This is a genomic window from Seonamhaeicola aphaedonensis (assembly GCF_003386195.1).
In the GTDB taxonomy this organism is placed as follows: Bacteria; Bacteroidota; Bacteroidia; order Flavobacteriales; family Flavobacteriaceae; genus Seonamhaeicola; species Seonamhaeicola aphaedonensis.
This window is the reverse complement of record NZ_QRDX01000005.1, coordinates 266275-287053: the sequence shown is the minus strand read 5'-3', so window position 1 is coordinate 287053 and position 20779 is coordinate 266275. Positions and strand designations below refer to the sequence as shown.

Below are 20779 nucleotides of genomic sequence, written 5' to 3'. Positions count from 1 at the left end.
TACAATGGCAGTAGATTTACTACTAGGACTACAATGGGGAGACGAAGGCAAAGGAAAAATTGTTGACGTACTTACCAAAAACTATAATATTATTGCCCGTTTTCAAGGTGGCCCCAATGCAGGACATACTTTGGTTTTTAACGGAAAAAAGCACGTGTTACATACCATTCCTTCAGGGATTTTTCATGATGATGCCACTAATTTGGTTGGTAACGGGGTGGTTATTGATCCTGTGATTTTTAAAGGTGAGCTTGATAAATTAGAAGAACAAGATATTGACTATAGGAAATCACTTCTTATTTCGCGCAAAGCACATATAATCTTGCCAACTCACAGGCTGTTAGATGCCGCAAGTGAAGCTGCTAAAGGCAAAGCCAAAATTGGGTCAACATTAAAAGGTATAGGCCCAACATATATGGATAAAACGGGTAGAAACGGTATTCGTGTTGGTGATTTGGAACTATCGGATTGGAAAGAACGCTACAGAACACTAGCAGATAAACACGAATCTATGATAGCATTTTACAATGTTGAAATAGAATACGATTTAGCAAACCTAGAAGAAGAGTTTTTTAAAGCTATTGATGTTTTAAAATCCTTAACTTTTATTGACTCTGAGGAATATGTATATCAGGCTCAAAAATCTGGTAAAACCATTTTAGCCGAAGGAGCACAAGGCTCTCTTTTAGATATTGATTTTGGAACGTATCCTTTTGTAACCTCCAGTAATACTACAGCTGCTGGAGCATGTACCGGATTAGGAGTGGCTCCCAACAAAATTGGAGAAGTGTTCGGTATTTTTAAGGCTTATACAACAAGAGTTGGCTCTGGTCCGTTTCCAACAGAATTATTTGACGAAGATGGTGAAACTATGGGGCGTGTAGGTCATGAATTTGGTGCTACTACAGGACGTAGAAGACGTTGTGGTTGGTTAGATTTAGTGGCTCTAAAATATGCGTGTCAGGTAAATGGCGTTACCCAACTTAATATGATGAAAGGTGATGTACTATCAGGTTTCAAAACTTTAAAGGTATGTACCGCTTATAAATACAAAGGTGAAGTTATTGAACATTTACCTTACAATATAGAACCAGAAAATGTAGAGCCAGTTTATACTGAAATGAAAGGTTGGGAAGCAGATTTAACTACCATGACAGATGCTTCTCAGTTCCCTAAAGAGTTAAATGATTACATCAACTTTTTAGAAAAAGAATTAGAAATTCCTATCACCATTGTTTCAGTTGGTCCAGATAGAAAACAGACTATTTTTAGGAACTAAGAATTTTAAAAACAGATATAAAAAACGCTCCAAAAATATTTTGGAGCGTTTTTCGTTTCTAACATCATATATGATTATTTTTGCCTCAAATATTTTCATTTTGAATAGACAACTTCTCATATTCCTTTTAATATCTATTGGGTTTAGCAACATTATAAACACACAGGAAAAAAAGAAAATCGAAATAAAATATGCGGGTAGATTAAATGTAGATGAAACCAACTATCCAGGTGCCAGGATTTTAACAAGAGATGATTCTCAACAGGTCCATATCGCTCACAAAGATATGAATATGTGGTGCGATAGGGCCATTCATTATGGCGAGAAAAACTACATTGAGGCTTATGGGAATGTGAGAATGAAACAGGCAGACACTGTTAACATGACTTCAAGGTATGTTGAATATAGTGGTACAACACAATTAGCTTTAGCTAGGGGTGATGTGATTTTAGAAGACCCTAAAACAACGGTTTCATCAGACACCCTGTATTTTGACAGACTAAAACAGGAGGCCTTCTATAGGAGTGGTGGCACAGTTGTGAAAGACTCAACCACTACTATTACTAGTAAAATTGGAAGACATTATATGCAAGAAAACAAATTCAAATTTGTTGAAGATGTTGTTCTGGTTAATGATAGCACTACCATTAAATCTAATTTTTTCGATTTTTACTCAGATACTGGATTAGCCTATTTATTTGGTCCTTCAACCATAACAACCCCAGAAAGTACCACCTACTGTGAAAAAGGGTTTTATGACTCCGAAAATGAAGTTGGTTATGCGCTTAAAAATGCTAGAATTGATTATGATAATAGAATAATTGAAGGTGATAGTCTTTACTTTGATACTACCAAAGATTTTGCTTCTGCTTCTAACAATATTAAAGTTACAGACACCATAAACCATAGTATCATTAAGGGACATTATGCCGAAGTTTTTAAAGGCGAGGAAAAAGATTCTGTTTTTATCACGAAACGTGCCTTGGCTATTACCGTTCAGGAAAATGACTCCATTTACATGCATGCCGATAAAATTATGGTGACTGGTAAACCAGACAACAGAATCATTAGAGCTTATTATAATGCTAGAATTTACAAGTCTGATTTAAGTGGAAAGGCAGACTCTATTCACTCAAATCAAAAAACAGGGTTAACCCAACTTATTAATCTTAATGAATTGGGTTTAAGTGATAGATTCTCATTAGCTAGAAAACCTATTCTATGGAATTTGGAAAACCAAATGACAGGAGATACCATTCATTTAATTTCAAATCCAGAATCTGAAAAAATTGATTCGCTTTTAGTCTTTGAAAATGCGTTCATTATCAGTCAAGATACTGTTAGCAAAACAGGTTATAATCAAATTTATGGCATGCACCTAAAAGGTTTATTCAATGATCAAAATAAACTTCGTCAAGTAGATATTACCAAAAATGCTGAGTCCATTTTTTATGCGAGAAATGACCAACAAGAACTCATAGGTATAGATAAAGCAAAATCAGGAAGTATTTCTATTCTTTTTGATGAAGGTGCCATTGAAGAATACACAAGATTAAACCAAGTTGACGGTAGCCTACATCCTGAATCAGAATATGAAGAACGCGATAAATTTTTAAGAGGATTCGATTGGAGAGGAGAAGAACGAATAAATAGTGTGGAAGATTTATTTAAAGATGACCCACCTTTGGACTTACCTATTATCAAAGGGCTTGAAGATTATATACCACAAGAAGATTTTTTTGATGAGGATAGACTCAAACAACTTACAAAACAAGAAAACAAAGACCCTCATAAAGACACTAACAAGCGGAATATTAAAAAGAAACCGATTCCCACAAAATAACTAAAGTTGAAAAGTGACTTCTACAAATACCAAGCACAAACCACTCCTCACCCTTTGGCCATGGAAATTTCTCATGCCCGGGGCTCGTATATTTATGATGTAAAAAAAAATGCTTACCTAGATTTTGTTGCTGGAGTTTCTGCATGCCCTCTAGGGCACAGTCATCCTAAAATAATTAATACTATTAAAGAACAGTTAGACAAGTATATGCATGTAATGGTTTACGGAGAATATATCCAAAAACCAGCTGTAGAACTCACAAAATTATTGGCTAAGAATCTTCCCAAACCTCTTGAAAAAACTTATCTCACTAATTCAGGTACAGAGGCTATTGAGGGGGCTTTAAAACTAGCTAAACGAGCCACAGGAAGAAGTGAAATAATAGCAGCAAATAAAGCTTACCACGGAAATACTATGGGCTCTATGAGTGTTATGGGTTTTGAAGAACGTAAGCAAGCTTTTAGACCTTTGCTTCCCGATGTAAAATTTATTGAGTTTAACATAGAAAGTGACCTTAATAAAATAACTGATAAGACAGCCTGTGTTATTTTAGAAACCATTCAAGGAGGTGCAGGTTTTATTGAACCTCAAAATAACTACCTGAAAAAAGTTAGAGAGCGCTGCAATGAAGTTGGTGCATTATTAATATTAGACGAAATTCAGCCAGGTATAGGTAGAACTGGTAAACTATTTGGTTTTGAAAATTATAACTGTATCCCAGATATTCTTGTTACAGGAAAAGCTTTAGGCGGCGGCATGCCCATTGGTGCTTTTACAGCTTCAACCAATCTTATGGACTTATTAATGGATATCCCAAAATTGGGACATATTACAACGTTTGGTGGTCATCCTGTTATAGCTGCTTCAGCTTTAGCCACATTAAAAGAAATTACTGAAAGTGAGTTAATCCCGGAAACTCTAAAAAAAGAACAACTCTTTAGAAAACTGCTCGTACACCCACTAATAAAAGAAGTTAGAGGAAAAGGATTAATGTTAGCCATTATGACGGATTCTGCCGAAATAACTAATCAATTAATTTTAAAATCTCAAGACAAAGGATTAATTCTTTTTTGGCTTCTTTTTGAGGAAAAAGCCATCAGAATTACACCACCCTTAACAATATCAAAAGAAGAAATTATCAAAGGTTGCGCTATAATTATTGATGTTCTAAACGAAATTCATCAAACATAGAAAACATGTAAATTACTGATATTCAGTATATAATTTTCATGTTACATTATTAAAATTGTCTGTTCATTACTTTGTTAAAAACATTTGTAGTAATTTCTTTAATAACTAAAATAGAAACTTAACTTTATTGATATAGAACACTTACAAATTGCTTATGGAGTTTAGTCATAACGACAACAACAATTTGCCACTTACCAAGTTTGAATCGATGTTGAAAACAAATCATGTTTTGTTCTTCGATTCTGAAGAGTTTGAAAACATTATTCACCACTATCTAAATCAAGGAAAAATTGCTTTGGCTAAAAAAGCTATAAAGCTAGGGTTGGATCAACATCCTACATCCATTAATTTACGCCTTTTTAGAGTAGAAGTTTATGTTTTTGAAGACAAACTTATAGAGGCAGATAATTTATTAAATGAACTTTATAGCTTAGATCCTACTAATGAAGAAATCTACATTCAAAAAGCTAACATTTTATCTAAAAAAGACGAGCATCAAAAAGCTATTGATGTTCTGAAAAGAGCTTTAGAGTTAACTGATGATATAATTGATATATATTCCCTAATAGGTATGGAGTACCTTTTTCTAGACGAATACGAAGAAGCCAAAACCTTTTTTATGAAATGTTTAGAGGAAGATTTAGAAGATTATTCTGCACTTTATAATATCATTTATTGTTTTGAATTTTTAAATCAGAATGAAGATGCTATCTCCTATTTAAATGTCTTTCTTGATAAAAACCCTTACTGTGAAGTTGCATGGCACCAACTAGGAAAGCAATACATAATTTTAAAAAAATACCATAAGGCTTTAGCGGCATTTGATTTCGCAATAATTTCTGATGATACTTTTGTTGGTGCCTACTTAGAACGAGGCAAAGTATTAGAAAAATTAAAAAGATATGAAGATGCCATTGAGAATTACACCATTACTTTAAAGCTTGACGAGCCTACTTCCTTTGCTCTCCTTCGAATTGGCTCGTGTTATGAAAAGTTAGGCAATAATGAACTAGCTGTTCAATATTACTATAAAACTGTACACGAAGATCCGCTTTTAGATAAAGGTTGGATTGCCATTACCAAGTTTTATAATAAAAAGAAAAACTATCAAAAAGCCTTGTACTATATCAATAAGGCTATTAATATTGATTCTGAAAACGTAATCTATTGGAAATTGTTTTCACAGATTAACCAAAGACTCAATTTTTATGAAGAAGCGGAAAGAGGCTTTAAAAAAACCTTAGAACTAGGTAATTATGAGTTAAACACCTGGTTATCTAGAGGCGATTTATTAATAAAGCTTGGTGAACCTGAGGCTGCTATTTTCAATTTCGAACAAGCCTGTGAGTTTTACCCAGAAAATGCTGAATTAGAATATAGACTAGCTGGATTGTATTTTCTTTTGAATCAAAACCAAAAAGGCGAATTTCACTTAAAAAATGGTCTTAAATTTAATGAGGATTACGCCTTTATTATTGAAGAACTCTTCCCAAAAGTCGCCAATAAAATCCTTGTGAAAAACTTACTAAAACAAAATTAACTTATTTGATTTAAAATACCGTTGATATTTACATTTACCAAAGAATAGCTAGTTTCATTTCCTTGGTATCTACCTAAATTTAATAAAATCATAATTATCGGGTAAATTGTATACCTTTGGTTTTCGTTTTAAAATTCAAAGCAATGCAAAGACGCTTTATTGATTATGCAGTCATTTCTCTTAAAGGATTAGCAATGGGTGCGGCCGATGTGGTTCCTGGTGTTTCAGGAGGCACTATAGCTTTTATTTCAGGTATTTATGAGGAATTAATTACTGCGCTTAACAACATAAATCTCTCGTTGTTGAGAACCCTAAAAAAAGAAGGGGTTCAGGCGGCTTGGAGTCAACTAAACGGCAACTTTTTACTTGCTTTGTTTATAGGAATTGGCATAAGTGTTTTATCATTAGCAAAAGGATTGGAATGGGTTTTAAAACATCATCCTATTTTAATTTGGTCTTTCTTTTTTGGGTTAGTTTTGGCTAGTGTTCTCTTTATCGGTAAACAAATAAAACAATGGAATTTAGGAATAATTATTAGTTTGACATTAGGAGCTTTTGTTGCTTACTATATTACCATAATACCATCATTAGCATCATCAAATTCAAGTCATCTATTTTTATTTTTTGCTGGTGCTTTGGCTGTTTGTGCCATGATTCTTCCAGGTATTTCTGGAGCCTTTATATTAGTGCTACTTGGAGCATATCAACCGGTTTTAGAAGCTGTGAACAATAAAGACATTAAATCTATTTTAATTATTGGCTTTGGCGCTGTAATTGGTTTGTTATCGTTTTCAAAACTCCTAAAATGGCTGTTTAAAAACTATCATAATCTAACATTAGCTATATTAACTGGTTTCATTTTAGGTTCATTAAACAAAATTTGGCCTTGGAAAAAGGTATTATCATACAGAACTAATTCTAAAGGAGAGCAAGTTCCTTTTTTAGAGGAAAGTATTTCTCCGTTTTCTTTAGATGGGGACAACCAAATTTTATTTGCCTTAGGTTTGATGATTTTTGGATTCATAACTATTTTTATACTTGAAAAATTAGGCTCGAAAACACAATAATGCAAAGTACCAGAACGCTTACTGATAAGATTTTTCTATTTCTCAAGGGTTTAGGCATGGGTGCTGCGAACAAAGTACCAGGTGTATCTGGTGGTGTAGTAGCATTCGTTGCTGGTTTTTACGAAGAGTTTATCTATTCACTACAAAAATTCAATGGTAAAGCCTTTAAACTTCTAATTAACGGTAGGTTTAAGAGCTTCTACAGATATATAAACGGGAAATTTATTAGTCTACTTTTTTTAGGAATGATAGTCAGTTATTTTAGTGTATCTAAGTTACTAGACTATCTCATTATTCACTATGAATTATACGTTTGGAGTGTTTTCTTCGGAATGATAGCAGGCTCCATTTATTACATAAGTAAAGATTTTGAGGGTTGGTGCACCAAAGCATTTGTATCGCTATTGATAGGCATTATAATAGGCATTAGTATTAGCTTTTTAGACCCTGCCAAAGAAAATGATAATTTATTTTTTGTTTTTTTATGCGGTATGATTAGTGTCTCAGGAATGACACTCCCTGGATTTTCTGGTTCTTTTATTCTAATACTTATGGGTAATTATGTACTACTTCTAGTAGATTCTGTAAATGCGCTTTATGATACTATGTTTGATGTTTTTTCAGGAGATTTTACATTTATTGATAATGCTTACAGAATTAAAATGCTGGAGGTTTTGGGGGTTTTCACTCTTGGATCTGTGGTAGGCTTAGTAACGTTTTCGCATATTCTAAATTATGTATTAAAGCGCTTTAGAAACATAACGCTTTCATTACTAGTGGGCTTTATTATTGGGTCTTTAGGAGTTGTATGGCCTTGGAAAAAAACTATTTTTAAAACACAAGCAGATGGTTCCTTCAAATTAGACTCCCGTGGTGAAAAAATCATTGAAAATTATGAACGATTTCTACCAGAATTAAATTCAGAAACCTATATCGCCATCGGTTTTATAGTTGTTGGAATTTTAATAGTTTTGAGCCTTGAATGGTACGGACAAAAAACAAGAAAAGTTAAATGAACAAATTAGGCCTATTAGGTAGAAATATTTCATATTCATTTTCAAGAGCTTACTTTAAATCTAAATTTGAAAAAGAACAAATTACAGATACTACCTATGAAAATTTTGATATTGAATCCATTGATTTATTGCCTTCTATTTTAAACAATACAAAGGGGCTCAAAGGTTTAAATGTTACTATTCCATATAAACAAGAAGTAATACCTTTTCTTGATAAGATTAATAAAAAAGCGGCAGAAATTGGAGCTGTTAATACCATTAAAATAACAAAGAAAGGAAAATTAGTTGGATACAACACAGATTGCTATGGTTTCAAAAAATCTATTGAACCTTTTTTAAAAAAATACCATAACAAAGCATTGATTTTAGGTACTGGTGGTGCCAGTAAAGCTATTGCTTACACCCTTAGAGAACTAGGTGTAAATTATCAGTATGTTTCTAGAAAAATGTCTGAAGGTATTGATTTTACGTATGACACACTTTCAGAGAATGACATTAAAGAAACTTTGATAATTATTAATTGTACGCCCTTAGGTACATTTCCTAATATTGATGATTGTCCACATATTCCTTATGATAGCATAACAGACAAGCATATATTATTTGACCTCATCTATAATCCAGAAGAAACCAAATTCTTAAAAAAAGGTAAAGAAAAAGGAGCTGTAATTATAAACGGATTGAAAATGCTGGAGTTACAAGCTGAAAAGGCTTGGTCTATTTGGAATTTACAAGGAAAGCTTAAATAAATAGTTAAATCCACTCTCTATTCTTTGTAAATCATTTTAGTTGTTAGTATCTTTAGTTTTTAAACTATTTTTGAACCTTAACATTTTTAAGAATGTCTGACACGAATAAACTTCATGATGCAGAGGGAGTTGAAGAAAATAACTTAAACACTAACACCTCAGAATCCAATACTCTAGAAAATAATGATTTATCTGAAAATGAAGTCTCTCAGCAAGCTCAGGACACAGCGAGTATAGAGACCAAAGATACTGAGGTGAATCATACTGAACATGATGAAAAGGCACCAAATAAGGAGTCTGAAAATGATGAAGTTTTAAATGAAATAGAAGAATCTAATGCTGAAGATGCTGAAGATGAAGGCAACAAAGAAAGACATAAAATTGAAGTTAAGGACTATGATTCTATGTCTTTAGAGGCATTGGCCATAGAGTTGGAAAAACTTCTAAAAAACGAAAAAGTACAGGCCATTAGGTCGCATGTTGATAAAATTAACAATACTTTCAAAGAAAATTTTCAAGCATTAATTGATGAAAAGAAGGAAGAATTCATCAATGATGGTGGCCATGAAATAGATTTTTATTACTCCTCTCCGGTTCAGAAAAGATATAAAGCAGCTTACAGAGATTACAGAAAAAAACTCAATGAACACTACCAAAACATTGAGAAAACTCTAAAGGACAACTTAAACCAGAAACTTGAAATTATTGAAGAGTTGAAAGGTTTAATAAGTATTGAGGAAAACATAAATACTACTTATAAGCACTTCAAGGAGCTTCAAGAACGCTGGAAGAACATAGGTCCAATTCCAAGAGACAAATACAATAATGCATGGAACAGCTACCACCATCATGTGGAAATGTTCTACGATTTTTTGCATTTAAACAGAGACTTACGTGACTTAGACTTTAAGCATAATCTTGAAAAGAAATTAAAAATTATTGAGCGTGCTGAAGAATTAGCCAAAGATGATAACGTTTTAAGAGCCTTTAGAGAGCTTCAGGAACTCCATAAAATGTGGAAAGAAGAGCTAGGACCTGTGGGAAAGGAACACCGCGAAGCTATTTGGGAACAATTCAAGGCAGCTACTAAAATAATTAATGATAAGCGTCAAGAATATTTTAAAGACTTAGATAAGTCTTATGAAAAAAATCTAGAAAAAAAACTTGAAATTATAGACAATATTGAAGCAATTACGGCCAGAAATGATGCCAATACACATAATGCATGGCAAAAGAAAATTAAAGAAATTGAGAGTCTAAGAAACGAGTTCTTTAATGCCGGAAAAGTACCTATTAAGGTTAACGAAAGTACTTGGGCAAAATTTAAAGGAGCTGTTAGAACTTTTAATAGAAAAAAGAATGCTTTTTACAAAGATTTAAAGAAAGAGCAATATACTAATCTTCAGCAGAAATTAGATTTAATTAAAATTGCTGAAGACAATAAAGACAGTGAAGATTATGATACTGTAACACCACTCATGAAAAAGATTCAGAGTGACTGGAAAAAAATTGGACATGTTCCAAGAAAAGATAGTGATAGAATCTGGAAACAATTTAAAACTGCCTGTAATCATTACTTTGATAGATTGCATGCCAGTAGAAATGCTGTAAGTAAAGAGACTTTAGATGCTTATAATAAGAAAAATGAGCTCTTAAACAACTTAAAATCTCTGAAACCAAAAGGAACCAAAGAAGACGTTATACAAACCGTAAAAGATCAAATTACTCAATGGAAGTCTATTGGTAAAGTTCCTAACGACAAGCGATACATTGAAGGTCAATTTGAAAAAGCTGTTGATGAATTATTGTCTAGTGCAAACCTTGATAAAAATGAGGTTGAAATGATTAAGTTTGAAAACAAACTGGATACATTAAATAATCCTGAAGATTCCAGAAACCTAGACAATGAGCGCAATTTTATTCGTAAAAAAATTGACGAGGTTAAAAGTAAAATTAATCAGTTAGAAAACAACCTACAGTTCTTTACTAATGTTGATGATGATAACCCTTTGGTAAAAGAAGTTAGTAATAACATCAAAGCGCACAAAGAATCCTTAAAACTTTGGAAAACGAAACTTAAAAAAATTAAAGAACTTTATTAAAAATCGAGTTATTCCTCTACAAATAAATTAGAAAGGGTTTAACACTAAGTGTTAAACCCTTCTTATTCTTATAGAAATATGACCTATAATTTACAAAGAAACTTTTGTTCCTACAGGTTTTCCTTCAATAATATCAATTATGGTGTTTCTCTTTTTACCATTTACAATAAATGTAGGTATGTTTTTTGCTGCAGCCTTTTGGGCGTAGTCTAATTTAGAACCCATACCTCCTCTGCCTTCACCTTCTTCTTTACCACCATCTTTAATATACTTTAATAAATCGTCGTTAGGATTTACATTTTTAATCAAACTACTATCATCTTCATTTGGATGCCCATTATAAAGACCATCAATATCTGTTAAAATAATTAACTTGTCTACATCTAAAAGTTGTGCTATTAAACTCGCTAGTTCATCATTATCAGAGAACATAGACATAGTAACTGAAACTGCATCATCTTCATTAGCGATAGGAATTACTCCCTCTGATAAAAGTCCTTCACAACAGTTAATCATATTTTGCCTGTGCACTCCTGGGCTAAAATCTCTCTTTGTAGGCAATACCTGAGCACACTTCATTCCATAATCATGAAAAATATTATAGTACAACCGCATCATTCTAGGTTGTCCAATAGCAGAATATACTTGACGTTTTTGGGTTTTATTCTTTATTTTAGACTTTCCTAAAACTTCTTTCCCAGCTATTACAGAACCAGAAGACACTAAAATAGTCATGATGTCTCTTTCGTAAAGTTCAGCTATTTGCTCCACCAAATGATTTAAAACTGGTCTTACAATTCTATTGTCCTTGTTGGTCATTACATTGGTGCCAACTTTTACAACAACTCTTTGTTTTCTCATTTTAGTATTCCTTACCCAATTCTACTGCACGGTTAAATGCAGAAAAAGCGGCTTCTTTAATTAATAAACTTACATTATTATCTTCCATAGAATCTAAAGCGGCTCTTGTTGTACCTCCTTTTGAGGCTACACGCTCCATCCAAGAATTTGGTGATAAATTAGATTGATTAAACAACTCTACAGCTCCCGTAAAAGTTTGACTCACCAAAGTCACAGAATCATTTTTTGAAAAACCCATTTGTAGTGCGGCTTCCATCATACTTTGCATAAAGTAAAATACGTAAGCTGGCCCACTTCCTGAAATTCCTGTTGAGGCATCTATTAGCTCTTCGTTTGATACTTCTATAGACTTTCCTGTGGTATCTAACAATCCTTCTATAGTGAGCTTTTCGACCCTTGATACTTCTGAAGACACCACATAAGACGTTAACCCTTTACCTATTTTAGCGGGTAAATTAGGCATAGCCCTAACAATTTTTTTCAACCCTGTTAGAGTTTTTATCTTGGAAATAGTTACTCCAGCCATAATTGAAATAATTATCTGTTGAGGCTTTACTAACGGATAAATGGCCTTAAATACATTTTCAGCATGGTAAGGTTTAACAGCTATAAATATGATGTCTGCTTTAGGCACACAGTCTTCAAGCTTGTTAAAAGCATCAAAATGTGATACTGCGTTGAGTTCCTTTAATTTTTCTTCGCTAGTATCTAACACCATGATATTGCGTTTCTTTAAAAGCTTAGATTTTGACATTCCCTCTGCGTATGTCAAGCCCATATTACCGGCTCCAATAACTAATATTCTCATTTAAAATATGTTTGGTTTATATAGTTTTAGATAAATAAAATACAATCACTACAATCTTTTACTTCTCCATAGTAGGTTTTACGATATTTATATAATGTCTTAACAGGAAGACCTAAAATGTGCTTTTTTATATATGTTACATGTGTGATTAATTCTCCCATTTTTATACTATAGCGTTTTTCAACTACTGTTTTTCTCTTTATTTGTATAATTTTCATTGTTTATTTATTTTGTTTTTCGCTCAAGCCGCATTTCAACATTTCTAGATTCAAATCCGAATTTTTTAAACATGTTCATTATTACATCGTCTCTTTGCACATATATAGAAATATCACCTTTACAATACGTCACAATATGTTGTATTAACTTGTTTGCAATGCCTTTTTTTCTGTATTCCTCCTTTACTGCTAAATACACTAATATGTTTTCTGATAGATATTCATTCATTCCAGTCTTATTAACCACAGCCGCCGCTAGTAATTCATTTTTATGCTCCACTGTAAAAACAAAACCACCCAAACCTGGAAGTTCTTTAGTAGCATACATTATTGATTTTCTAATAGCGGTTTTTGTTTCTCTAGTATTACTGTAGTTTCCAACTATGAATCTTGTTACTCTATTAATTTGTATAATTGACAATCTAGAAAAGGCGTCAAAGGTCTTTATGATCATTAAATAATGGGTATAGGTGTTATAATTTCCTGCCCACATTTTTAAAATGGACAATTAAAGTGTATATAGTAAGTACTTAAGATTGGTTTGATTTATCATAAACTTTGACCAACAAACTCTACTTTCATAAAAACTTACTGCAGGGTAAACTAAAGTGAAGGAGGAATAAACTTATCAGACTGATTTCTAAAGACTAGAAAGTTAAAGTTGAAGATTCTATTATTTCTTGTTTCATGTATTCCGCTACTCATGCTGCAAATTTACAAAAACAAGTCTCCATTAACAAATTACTTTTATTAAGATAAGTGTAAGTCAAACAATGACTTATTAAAGTCTTTTTGCTTCTTCCCAAAACACATCCATTTCGGCAAGTGTCATATCTTTTAAGCTTTTGTTTAAAGACTTTGCCTTTTTCTCTAAATATTGAAAACGTTTAGAAAACTTTTTATTGGTTCGCTCTAGGGCATTCTCAGGGTTGATTTTTAAAAAACGAGCATAATTTACCAAAGAGAACAAAACATCACCAAATTCACTTTCCATAGCATCTTTGTTGCCAGTTTTAACTTCATATTGAAATTCGGCTAATTCTTCTTCTAGTTTTTCCCAAACCTGTTCGGGTTTTTCCCAATCAAAACCAACTCCAGCTACTTTTTCTTGAATTCTATTGGCTTTTACCAAAGCTGGTAAACTTTTTGGAACCCCTTCTAAAACACTTTTTTTACCTTCTTTTAATTTTAGGTTCTCCCAATTTCGCTTTACATCATCTTCATTATTAACTTTTACATCGCTGTAAATATGAGGATGTCTGCTAATAAGCTTTTCACAAATTCCATTACAGACATCGGCAATGTCAAAATCATTAGTTTCACTACCTATTTTAGAATAAAATACAATATGAAGCAACACATCTCCCAACTCCTTTTTAACCTCCTCGAGGTCATTATCAAGAATAGCATCACCCAGCTCATAGGTTTCCTCAATGGTTAAATGACGTAAACTCTCCATGGTTTGCTTCTTATCCCACGGACACTGCTCACGTAACTCGTTCATTATGGTTAAAAGTCTATCAAATGCTTTGAGTTGATCTTGTCTGGAGTTCATCTTTGAAGTTTTTGTAAATGTAGTGTTTTTGAAATTTTAACGTAAAGTAACTATCTTAAATGTTAGAAAGACTGTTTTTAGAAAAGATAAACTTTTAATGTGTCATGAAATCCATTAACTTTTTTTTATTTAATAAAGTATTAATTATTTAAAACTTCTTGTAGAGCAAAATCATTATTTTGTCGAGTTTATTATTTTTGTTTAATATTTTTTTTATATTTTTAAACAAAAAATTTGTCTTATAATAAAAAGAAAATATTATCCAAAGCCATTGACCCTATAGGTACCATTATAGGTTCTGTAGTTATCCTAACTTGGTTCTTTTGTTTAGTTTTTTTACTGAATTGGAAGATTGATTACAGCAATATAATAACGTATCTATTCATTTTTATTCAAACACATTTATACACGGGATTATTTATAACGGCTCATGATGCCATGCATGGTACTGTTTCTAAAGAGAAAAGCGTCAATTCATTTTTTGGTCGATTAACCGCTTTTTTATTTGCATTCAATTTTTATGATTATTTATTACGTAAACATCATATGCACCACAATCACGTGGCCTCTCATGATGATCCAGATTACCATGAATCTGGTAAATTCTGGTTGTGGTATTGGAACTTTATAAAAAGTTATATTACCTTAAAACAACTCATTTTAATAACCGTAAGCTTGCAATTATTAAAACTCATCTTTCCTTTGGAAAACCTAATATTATTTTGGGTTTTACCAAGTATTTTATCCACGTTTCAGTTATTTTATTTTGGTACTTATATTCCACATAGACATGATGCTCATAATAACAACCAGCATAAATCTGGTACATTGAAAAAGAATCATTTATGGGCATTTTTAAGTTGTTATTTTTTTGGTTATCACTATGAACATCACGATGCTCCAGGAGTTCCATGGTGGCGTCTTTGGCAAACGAAATAGTATCTTCCTTAAACTTTATTGATCATAACCATCTCGTTTTGAACACATATCTAAAATGACATAAAAGTCGTTAAACCTTTTTTTAACAATTTACATGATATGTAATATCAATCTGTCAGATTTTTATTAATTTCCCTGCCAATAAACGAAAAAGTTTAACAGAACCACAAACTATTTATTTTAAACTAAATAGCCAAAGTAAACTATATAGAATGAAAGCACTGAAACAAGCAACTATACTTTTAATTTTAATTTTTGGAATTCAAGCATACTCTCAAAGCTCATTAAAAAAAGGTTATTATATTGATAATAATAACAAAAAAGTAAGCTGCTTTATTAATGATTTAGATTGGTTAAATAACCCAACAGAATTCAAATACAAACTTACTGAAAATGAGCAACTTAAAATATTGTCGATCGAGTCGGTAAAAGAATTTGGCATTATTAACTCTTCAAAATACGTAAGGTTTGAAGTTGATATTGATAAATCAAGTAATTCACTAAAAGAAATGGATTACAATAAAAACCCAGTATTCAATGAGGAAGTATTGTTTTTAAAAATGCTTGTAGAGGGAAAAGGGAATCTATATTCTTATGAAGACAAAGGTTTAAGAAGATACTTTTTCAACAAAGATAATGATGATGTTGTACAACTTATTCATAAAAGCTATTTAACCAATGAAGGCTTGGTTGGTTATAACAATATGTTTAGAAACCAATTATGGAATACTTTAAAGTGTTCTAACATATCAATGAATCAACTTTCGAAATTGAATTACAGAGAATCCGATTTAGTAAATTTCTTTATAAAGTACAATACCTGTAGCAATTCAGAATTTATTAATTTTAATGAAAAAGTTAAAAGAGATTTATTCAATCTATCCATTCGCCCAGGTTTAAAAAGCTCCGCTCTATTTATAGCAAATGAAAACTCCAGAAGGAATTTTGATCTAGGAAGTGGTATTACTTCTCCTAGGTTAGGTATTGAAGCCGAATTTATTTTAGGCTTCAATAACAATAAATGGGCAATACTTCTTGAACCTACTTATACTAATTTAAAAACAGAGAAAACATTTGTTTCAAAATTCACAACAGGTGAAGAGTTTTTAGTTGAAGTAAATCAACAAGCTATTGATGTTAATTTAGGAATTAGATATTACCTTTCAACTGATAAAAAATTGAATGTTTTTGCAAATGTCCTTGGTACATTAAACCAGAGTTTTAATTCTTCTATTACTGTCACATCTTCAATAGAAGGGAAATCAGCTGAGAATCTAGAAATTACATCGGGTGGTAGTGTTGCCATAGGCGTTGGTTGCAAGCACCAAGCAGGTTACGCTTTAGAATTAAGATACACACCAACCTACAATATTTTAAATGGTCTAGGTGCTTGGGGTTCAGAATTTCGTTATTTTTCATTAATTGTTGGTTATTCTTTCTTTTAACTAAACAAATTTTGATCAAACAGAAAATTAAAATTTTCCTTTACAAAAAAACCCAACGTATAAAAACGTTGGGTTTCAATTTTATAGAAAAATAACAAGGTATTAAAATCCTTGAAGGTTCAATCAGGCGTTTTGTTTTTTTATTAAATTTAAAGCTGAGCCTTCTTTGTACCATGCAATTTGAGCATCGTTATAGGTATGGTTTAACTTTATGATATTAGAACTACCATCTGCATGCACAACCTCGACAGTTAATGGCTTATCTGGAGCAAATTCATTTAAATCTAGGAAGTTGAAGATATCATCTTCTTGAATTAAATCATAATCGGTTTCATTGGCAAAAGTTAAACCTAACATCCCTTGCTTTTTTAGGTTTGTTTCATGAATACGCGCAAAGGACTTTACAATTACTGCAGCAACACCTAAATGACGCGGTTGCATTGCTGCATGCTCTCTAGATGACCCTTCGCCATAGTTATGATCTCCAACCACCACAGTTTTGATGCCAGCTGCTTTGTAGGCACGCTGTACATCTGGTACGCCGCCATATTCACTAGTTAATTGATTTTTCACAAAATTTGTTTGCTTATTAAAGGCATTTACTGCTCCTATCAAGGTATTATTGGCAATATTATCTAGGTGTCCTCTAAAACGCAACCATGGTCCAGCCATTGAAATATGATCGGTTGTGCACTTACCAAACGCTTTAATTAATAATCTAGCACCAGTAATAGAGTCTCCTATGGGTACAAAAGGCTCAAGTAATTGCAGACGCTCAGAGTCTGGCTTTACAGCCACATTTACATGACTACCGTCTGCTTCTGGCTCTATATAACCGTTATCTTTTACATCAAATCCTTTAGGCGGTAATTCCCAGCCCGTTGGTTCATCTAGCATTACTTCTTCGCCATTTTCATTTATTAACTTATCCTTTAATGGATTGAAATCTAAACGACCTGCAATGGCAATGGCTGCAGTAATTTCTGGTGATGCTACAAAAGCATGTGTATTGGGGTTTCCATCCGCTCGTTTTGCAAAATTTCTATTAAAGGAATGTACAATACTATTTTTTGGTGCATTTTTAGGGTCTGAATAACGTGCCCACTGCCCTATGCATGGTCCACAAGCGTTAGTAAATATAGTAGCATCTAGCTTTTCAAATACTTCAAGAATGCCATCACGTTGAGTTGTATAGCGCACCATTTCAGAACCCGGATTGATACCAAATTCGGCTTTGGTTTTTAAACCTTTATCTAAGGCTTGTTGAGCAATGGATGAAGCACGAGATAAATCTTCGTATGAGGAATTAGTACAAGAACCAATCAGCCCCCATTCCACCTTAATTGGCCAATCATTTTCTTTTGCTTTTCCAGTCATTTCACTTCCAACAGGAGTAGATAAATCAGGAGTAAAAGGACCATTCAGCAATGGCATTAATTCAGATAAGTTGATTTCAATCACCTGATCAAAATACTGCTCTGGGTTTTTATAAACGTCTTCATCAGCTGTTAAATATGCTTTTACGGTATTAGCCGCGTCTGCAATATCAGCCCTATCTGTAGCACGTAAATAACGTTCCATAGAATCATCATAACCAAAGGTGGATGTTGTGGCTCCTATTTCAGCGCCCATATTACATATCGTTCCCTTTCCGGTACAAGACATGGCAATAGCACCAGGACCAAAATACTCCACAATAGCTCCTGTTCCTCCTTTTACGGTAAGAATCTCAGCTACTTTTAAAATAACGTCTTTTGGTGCTGTCCATCCAGACAACTTCCCGGTTAATTTGACTCCAATAAGTTTAGGAAACTTTAATTCCCAAGCCATACCCGCCATAACATCAACCGCATCAGCACCTCCAACACCTATAGCTACCATTCCTAAACCGCCGGCATTTACGGTGTGAGAATCGGTTCCAATCATCATACCTCCAGGAAAGGCATAGTTTTCTAGAACAACCTGATGAATAATTCCTGCTCCGGGTTTCCAAAAGCCAATACCGTACTTATTAGATACCGATTCTAAGAAATTAAAAACTTCACTACTTGTATTATTAGCATGCTTTAAATCTGCAGCAGCACCTTCTTTGGCTTGTATTAAGTGGTCACAGTGCACCGTAGTAGGCACTGCTACTTTACTTTTTCCAGCTTGCATAAATTGTAACAATGCCATTTGCGCCGTAGCATCTTGACAAGCAATTCTATCGGGCGCAAAATCAACATAGTCTTTGCCTCTAATAAAAGATTTTGTTGGCATGCCATCCCAAAGGTGGTTATATAAAATCTTTTCTGAAAGTGTCAAAGGTTTTCCAACAATATCTCGGGCAGCGTCTACACGTTCTTTCATGCGTGCATAAACGCCTTTTATCATATCAATGTCAAATGCCATAAGCTGTATTTATTTTATAAGTTAATGTTTGATTTTTTAGAATCACTAATATACAAAATTAGAACACCGTATAAAACCCTTTAAAATAGACTTCTTTTATTCCAAATTTGTTAAAATCTATTTAAAAAGTTCATTTAAAGCGTTAGAAAATGTGGACTACTTTTTTCTTTAAAACATGACACCAAACCACTTGATTTTGTAAGAATTTTTAACTACCTTCGTTTAACGTTGAATATAAGTCATTAAAAAGACACATATTCCTAGAGATGGAACACATTCGCCGATGGCGAACTTTAATCTACGCTGCTTCGCAGACAATGCATCTTAAAGTAAATGTGTTCCATCTCAGGGTTAAACCAAATTACTAACAATCCCTTAACTAAGTAATCACCATCGAAGGGCATCGAGCCCTAACGTGAGCCATCGTGTGCTTAAAAGTAATTGGCTCTGTTTCTCGAATTCCCAATCTATTAAATTCCACAATTTATCCTTCGCTAACGCGAAGCGAATTGATAATCAATAATTAGAGATTATAAGGAAGAGCTTTTCTCTAATTATTGCTAAGGAATTTATTATCTTTTCATTCTTAAAACAGAAATACGTTTAACCCTGAGTTGTAAGTAATTTAAGAAATTAGGCCTTAGAAGATTTTAGATAGGAACTGGAAGCTGGAATAGAGAATATTTTGAGGTTTGAGCTTCAAAAATTTCATTATCAACATTATGGCTTGTAAACGGACTTTTAGCCTGCCGAATTATCAGGAGAAATTATCGTTTCAGATACGCGATGGTCATGAAAAGCATAACTGTAGATTTATGATTTAAAAAAATATAATCTGATTAATATGACCTTGAAAAGTAAATTAGTCCTTGGCTTTCTGACAGCCATAACATGCGGAAATGTTATTGCTCAAAGCTTACCCGAAAGCCAATATTTTGACTCTAATGGTATCAGCATCCATTATGTCGAGCAAGGAGCTGGCGAAGCTGTCATCTTGATGCATGGATATACAAGGAGCGTTAATGATTGGTCACAGTTGGAAATATTCAAAAGCCTTGCACAGGACTATCGTGTCATTGCCTTTGATGCCAGAGGACATGGAAAGAGCGACAAGCCATCCGAGATCTCAGCGTACGGTCTTGAGATGAGTCGGGACATTATTCGGCTATTAGATCATCTCGATATTGATAGAGCCCATATCATAGCATCCTCCATGGGCGGACGGGTTCTTGGTCCTTTGATGCCAACGCACGCCGACCGACTCTTGACTGTGACCTTCATTGGATTTGCCCCCGTTTGGAACTGGAGTGCAGATGTCCAGCAATCTATAGAAAGGAGATCTAACAATATGATACGTAACCCGCCTCAACGATTAATAGATCAGGGGCAGGATATTCAAGCACTCGGCATCCTCGTGTTAGGGTTCTCGCAGCTCGTTGTAACCAAACAGGAACTTAGAAATTTGAAGGTACCAACGTTTGCAATTGTAGGAAGCGAAGATCGGAATCTTGCTCGTTTGGAAGAGCTAAAGACCCTGATGCCAGACATGAAGTTATTGGTCATCGATGGCGAGGGGCACGGGTTGGACAATCTAGCTCGTCATCTAGAGTTTGTTACGTCAATACGATCGTTCATTGCTGATCATTGACATGAACTCTGTAAAAGCTATACTTGCTTGAAATTGACGCAATTGATCTTATTATCATTACACGAACAATTACAAAACTCGACGTTGTAAGTAATATCGTTACTTACGAGTTTTTTCCACTTTAGGT

At 33.3% G+C, this 20779-nt stretch carries 17 protein-coding genes; 11 read left to right on the top strand and 6 right to left on the bottom strand.

Translation table 11 applies throughout. From position 1 onward, the window contains the following. Positions 1–4: 4 nt before the first annotated feature. From DFQ02_RS10170 to DFQ02_RS10135, 8 genes are all read left to right on the top strand, one after another. On the top strand, positions 5–1279 hold the full coding sequence (locus DFQ02_RS10170; protein ID WP_116524319.1) for an adenylosuccinate synthase: 1275 nt from the start codon (positions 5–7) through the stop codon (positions 1277–1279). A gap of 100 nt (positions 1280–1379) precedes the next feature. Next, positions 1380–3122 (top strand): OstA-like protein, encoded by a 1743-nt coding sequence (locus DFQ02_RS10165; RefSeq protein ID WP_116524355.1) that lies wholly within the window; start codon positions 1380–1382, stop codon positions 3120–3122. A gap of 6 nt (positions 3123–3128) precedes the next feature. Then, positions 3129–4313 (top strand): aspartate aminotransferase family protein, encoded by a 1185-nt coding sequence (locus DFQ02_RS10160; protein ID WP_116524318.1) that lies wholly within the window; start codon positions 3129–3131, stop codon positions 4311–4313. A 154-nt stretch (positions 4314–4467) separates the two neighbouring features. Then, entirely contained in the window at positions 4468–5853 is a 1386-nt protein-coding gene (locus DFQ02_RS10155; protein WP_116524317.1) for a tetratricopeptide repeat protein, read from the top strand. Positions 5854–5996: 143 nt separating this feature from the next. Further along, positions 5997–6920, top strand: a complete 924-nt coding sequence (locus DFQ02_RS10150) for a DUF368 domain-containing protein (RefSeq protein WP_116524316.1) — start codon at positions 5997–5999, stop codon at positions 6918–6920. After that, complete coding sequence (locus tag DFQ02_RS10145) at positions 6920–7936, top strand: DUF368 domain-containing protein (protein WP_116524315.1); 1017 nt, start codon at positions 6920–6922, stop codon at positions 7934–7936. Before DFQ02_RS10150 ends, DFQ02_RS10145 begins: the two co-directional genes overlap by 1 nt. After that, positions 7933–8685 (top strand): shikimate dehydrogenase family protein, encoded by a 753-nt coding sequence (locus DFQ02_RS10140; RefSeq protein ID WP_116524314.1) that lies wholly within the window; start codon positions 7933–7935, stop codon positions 8683–8685. Before DFQ02_RS10145 ends, DFQ02_RS10140 begins: the two co-directional genes overlap by 4 nt. A gap of 92 nt (positions 8686–8777) precedes the next feature. Then, positions 8778–10787 (top strand): DUF349 domain-containing protein, encoded by a 2010-nt coding sequence (locus DFQ02_RS10135; protein ID WP_116524313.1) that lies wholly within the window; start codon positions 8778–8780, stop codon positions 10785–10787. A 90-nt stretch (positions 10788–10877) separates the two neighbouring features. On the opposite strand, the gene proB is transcribed toward DFQ02_RS10135, so the two are convergent. The 5 genes from proB to mazG all read right to left on the bottom strand — a co-directional run bounded on the left by proB (position 10878) and on the right by mazG (position 14229). Then, positions 10878–11648 (bottom strand): glutamate 5-kinase, encoded by a 771-nt coding sequence (gene proB, locus DFQ02_RS10130; protein ID WP_116524312.1) that lies wholly within the window; start codon positions 11646–11648, stop codon positions 10878–10880. 1 nt (position 11649) lies between these two features. Next, positions 11650–12456 carry a pyrroline-5-carboxylate reductase gene (proC, locus tag DFQ02_RS10125; RefSeq protein ID WP_116524311.1) on the bottom strand — a complete coding sequence of 269 codons (807 nt, stop codon included), beginning with the start codon at positions 12454–12456 and terminating at the stop codon, positions 11650–11652. Positions 12457–12482: 26 nt separating this feature from the next. Further along, complete coding sequence (locus DFQ02_RS10120) at positions 12483–12674, bottom strand: hypothetical protein (RefSeq protein ID WP_116524310.1); 192 nt, start codon at positions 12672–12674, stop codon at positions 12483–12485. A 7-nt stretch (positions 12675–12681) separates the two neighbouring features. Beyond that, positions 12682–13182: a GNAT family N-acetyltransferase gene (locus tag DFQ02_RS10115; protein ID WP_147297754.1), complete on the bottom strand. Its 501-nt coding sequence runs from the start codon at positions 13180–13182 to the stop codon at positions 12682–12684. A gap of 273 nt (positions 13183–13455) precedes the next feature. Next, positions 13456–14229, bottom strand: a complete 774-nt coding sequence (gene mazG / locus DFQ02_RS10110) for a nucleoside triphosphate pyrophosphohydrolase (protein WP_116524308.1) — start codon at positions 14227–14229, stop codon at positions 13456–13458. A gap of 234 nt (positions 14230–14463) precedes the next feature. On the opposite strand from mazG, the gene DFQ02_RS10105 reads away from it, so the two are divergent. Together DFQ02_RS10105 and DFQ02_RS10100 are read left to right on the top strand one after the other, a co-directional pair. Beyond that, positions 14464–15168: a fatty acid desaturase gene (locus DFQ02_RS10105; protein ID WP_220340261.1), complete on the top strand. Its 705-nt coding sequence runs from the start codon at positions 14464–14466 to the stop codon at positions 15166–15168. A 212-nt stretch (positions 15169–15380) separates the two neighbouring features. After that, complete coding sequence (locus DFQ02_RS10100) at positions 15381–16613, top strand: porin family protein (RefSeq protein WP_116524307.1); 1233 nt, start codon at positions 15381–15383, stop codon at positions 16611–16613. 123 nt (positions 16614–16736) lie between these two features. Here the strand turns inward: DFQ02_RS10100 and DFQ02_RS10095 are convergent, their stop codons facing one another. Then, positions 16737–19004 (bottom strand): aconitate hydratase, encoded by a 2268-nt coding sequence (locus tag DFQ02_RS10095; protein WP_116524306.1) that lies wholly within the window; start codon positions 19002–19004, stop codon positions 16737–16739. 844 nt (positions 19005–19848) lie between these two features. Between DFQ02_RS10095 and DFQ02_RS10090 the strand changes: the two genes are divergently transcribed. Beyond that, positions 19849–20652: an alpha/beta fold hydrolase gene (locus tag DFQ02_RS10090; RefSeq protein WP_116524305.1), complete on the top strand. Its 804-nt coding sequence runs from the start codon at positions 19849–19851 to the stop codon at positions 20650–20652. The last annotated feature ends 127 nt before the right edge of the window (positions 20653–20779 follow it).

Coding starts and splice junctions, on each gene's coding strand:
- DFQ02_RS10150 (WP_116524316.1), top strand. CDS start 5,997: ATGCAAAGACGCTTTATTGATTATGCAGTCATTTCTCTTAAAGGATTA.
- DFQ02_RS10135 (WP_116524313.1), top strand. CDS start 8,778: ATGTCTGACACGAATAAACTTCATGATGCAGAGGGAGTTGAAGAAAAT.
- DFQ02_RS10095 (WP_116524306.1), bottom strand. CDS start 19,004: ATGGCATTTGACATTGATATGATAAAAGGCGTTTATGCACGCATGAAA.
- mazG (WP_116524308.1), bottom strand. CDS start 14,229: ATGAACTCCAGACAAGATCAACTCAAAGCATTTGATAGACTTTTAACC.
- DFQ02_RS10140 (WP_116524314.1), top strand. CDS start 7,933: ATGAACAAATTAGGCCTATTAGGTAGAAATATTTCATATTCATTTTCA.
- DFQ02_RS10145 (WP_116524315.1), top strand. CDS start 6,920: ATGCAAAGTACCAGAACGCTTACTGATAAGATTTTTCTATTTCTCAAG.
- proC (WP_116524311.1), bottom strand. CDS start 12,456: ATGAGAATATTAGTTATTGGAGCCGGTAATATGGGCTTGACATACGCA.
- proB (WP_116524312.1), bottom strand. CDS start 11,648: ATGAGAAAACAAAGAGTTGTTGTAAAAGTTGGCACCAATGTAATGACC.
- DFQ02_RS10155 (WP_116524317.1), top strand. CDS start 4,468: ATGGAGTTTAGTCATAACGACAACAACAATTTGCCACTTACCAAGTTT.
- DFQ02_RS10170 (WP_116524319.1), top strand. CDS start 5: ATGGCAGTAGATTTACTACTAGGACTACAATGGGGAGACGAAGGCAAA.
- DFQ02_RS10090 (WP_116524305.1), top strand. CDS start 19,849: ATGACCTTGAAAAGTAAATTAGTCCTTGGCTTTCTGACAGCCATAACA.
- DFQ02_RS10100 (WP_116524307.1), top strand. CDS start 15,381: ATGAAAGCACTGAAACAAGCAACTATACTTTTAATTTTAATTTTTGGA.
- DFQ02_RS10120 (WP_116524310.1), bottom strand. CDS start 12,674: ATGAAAATTATACAAATAAAGAGAAAAACAGTAGTTGAAAAACGCTAT.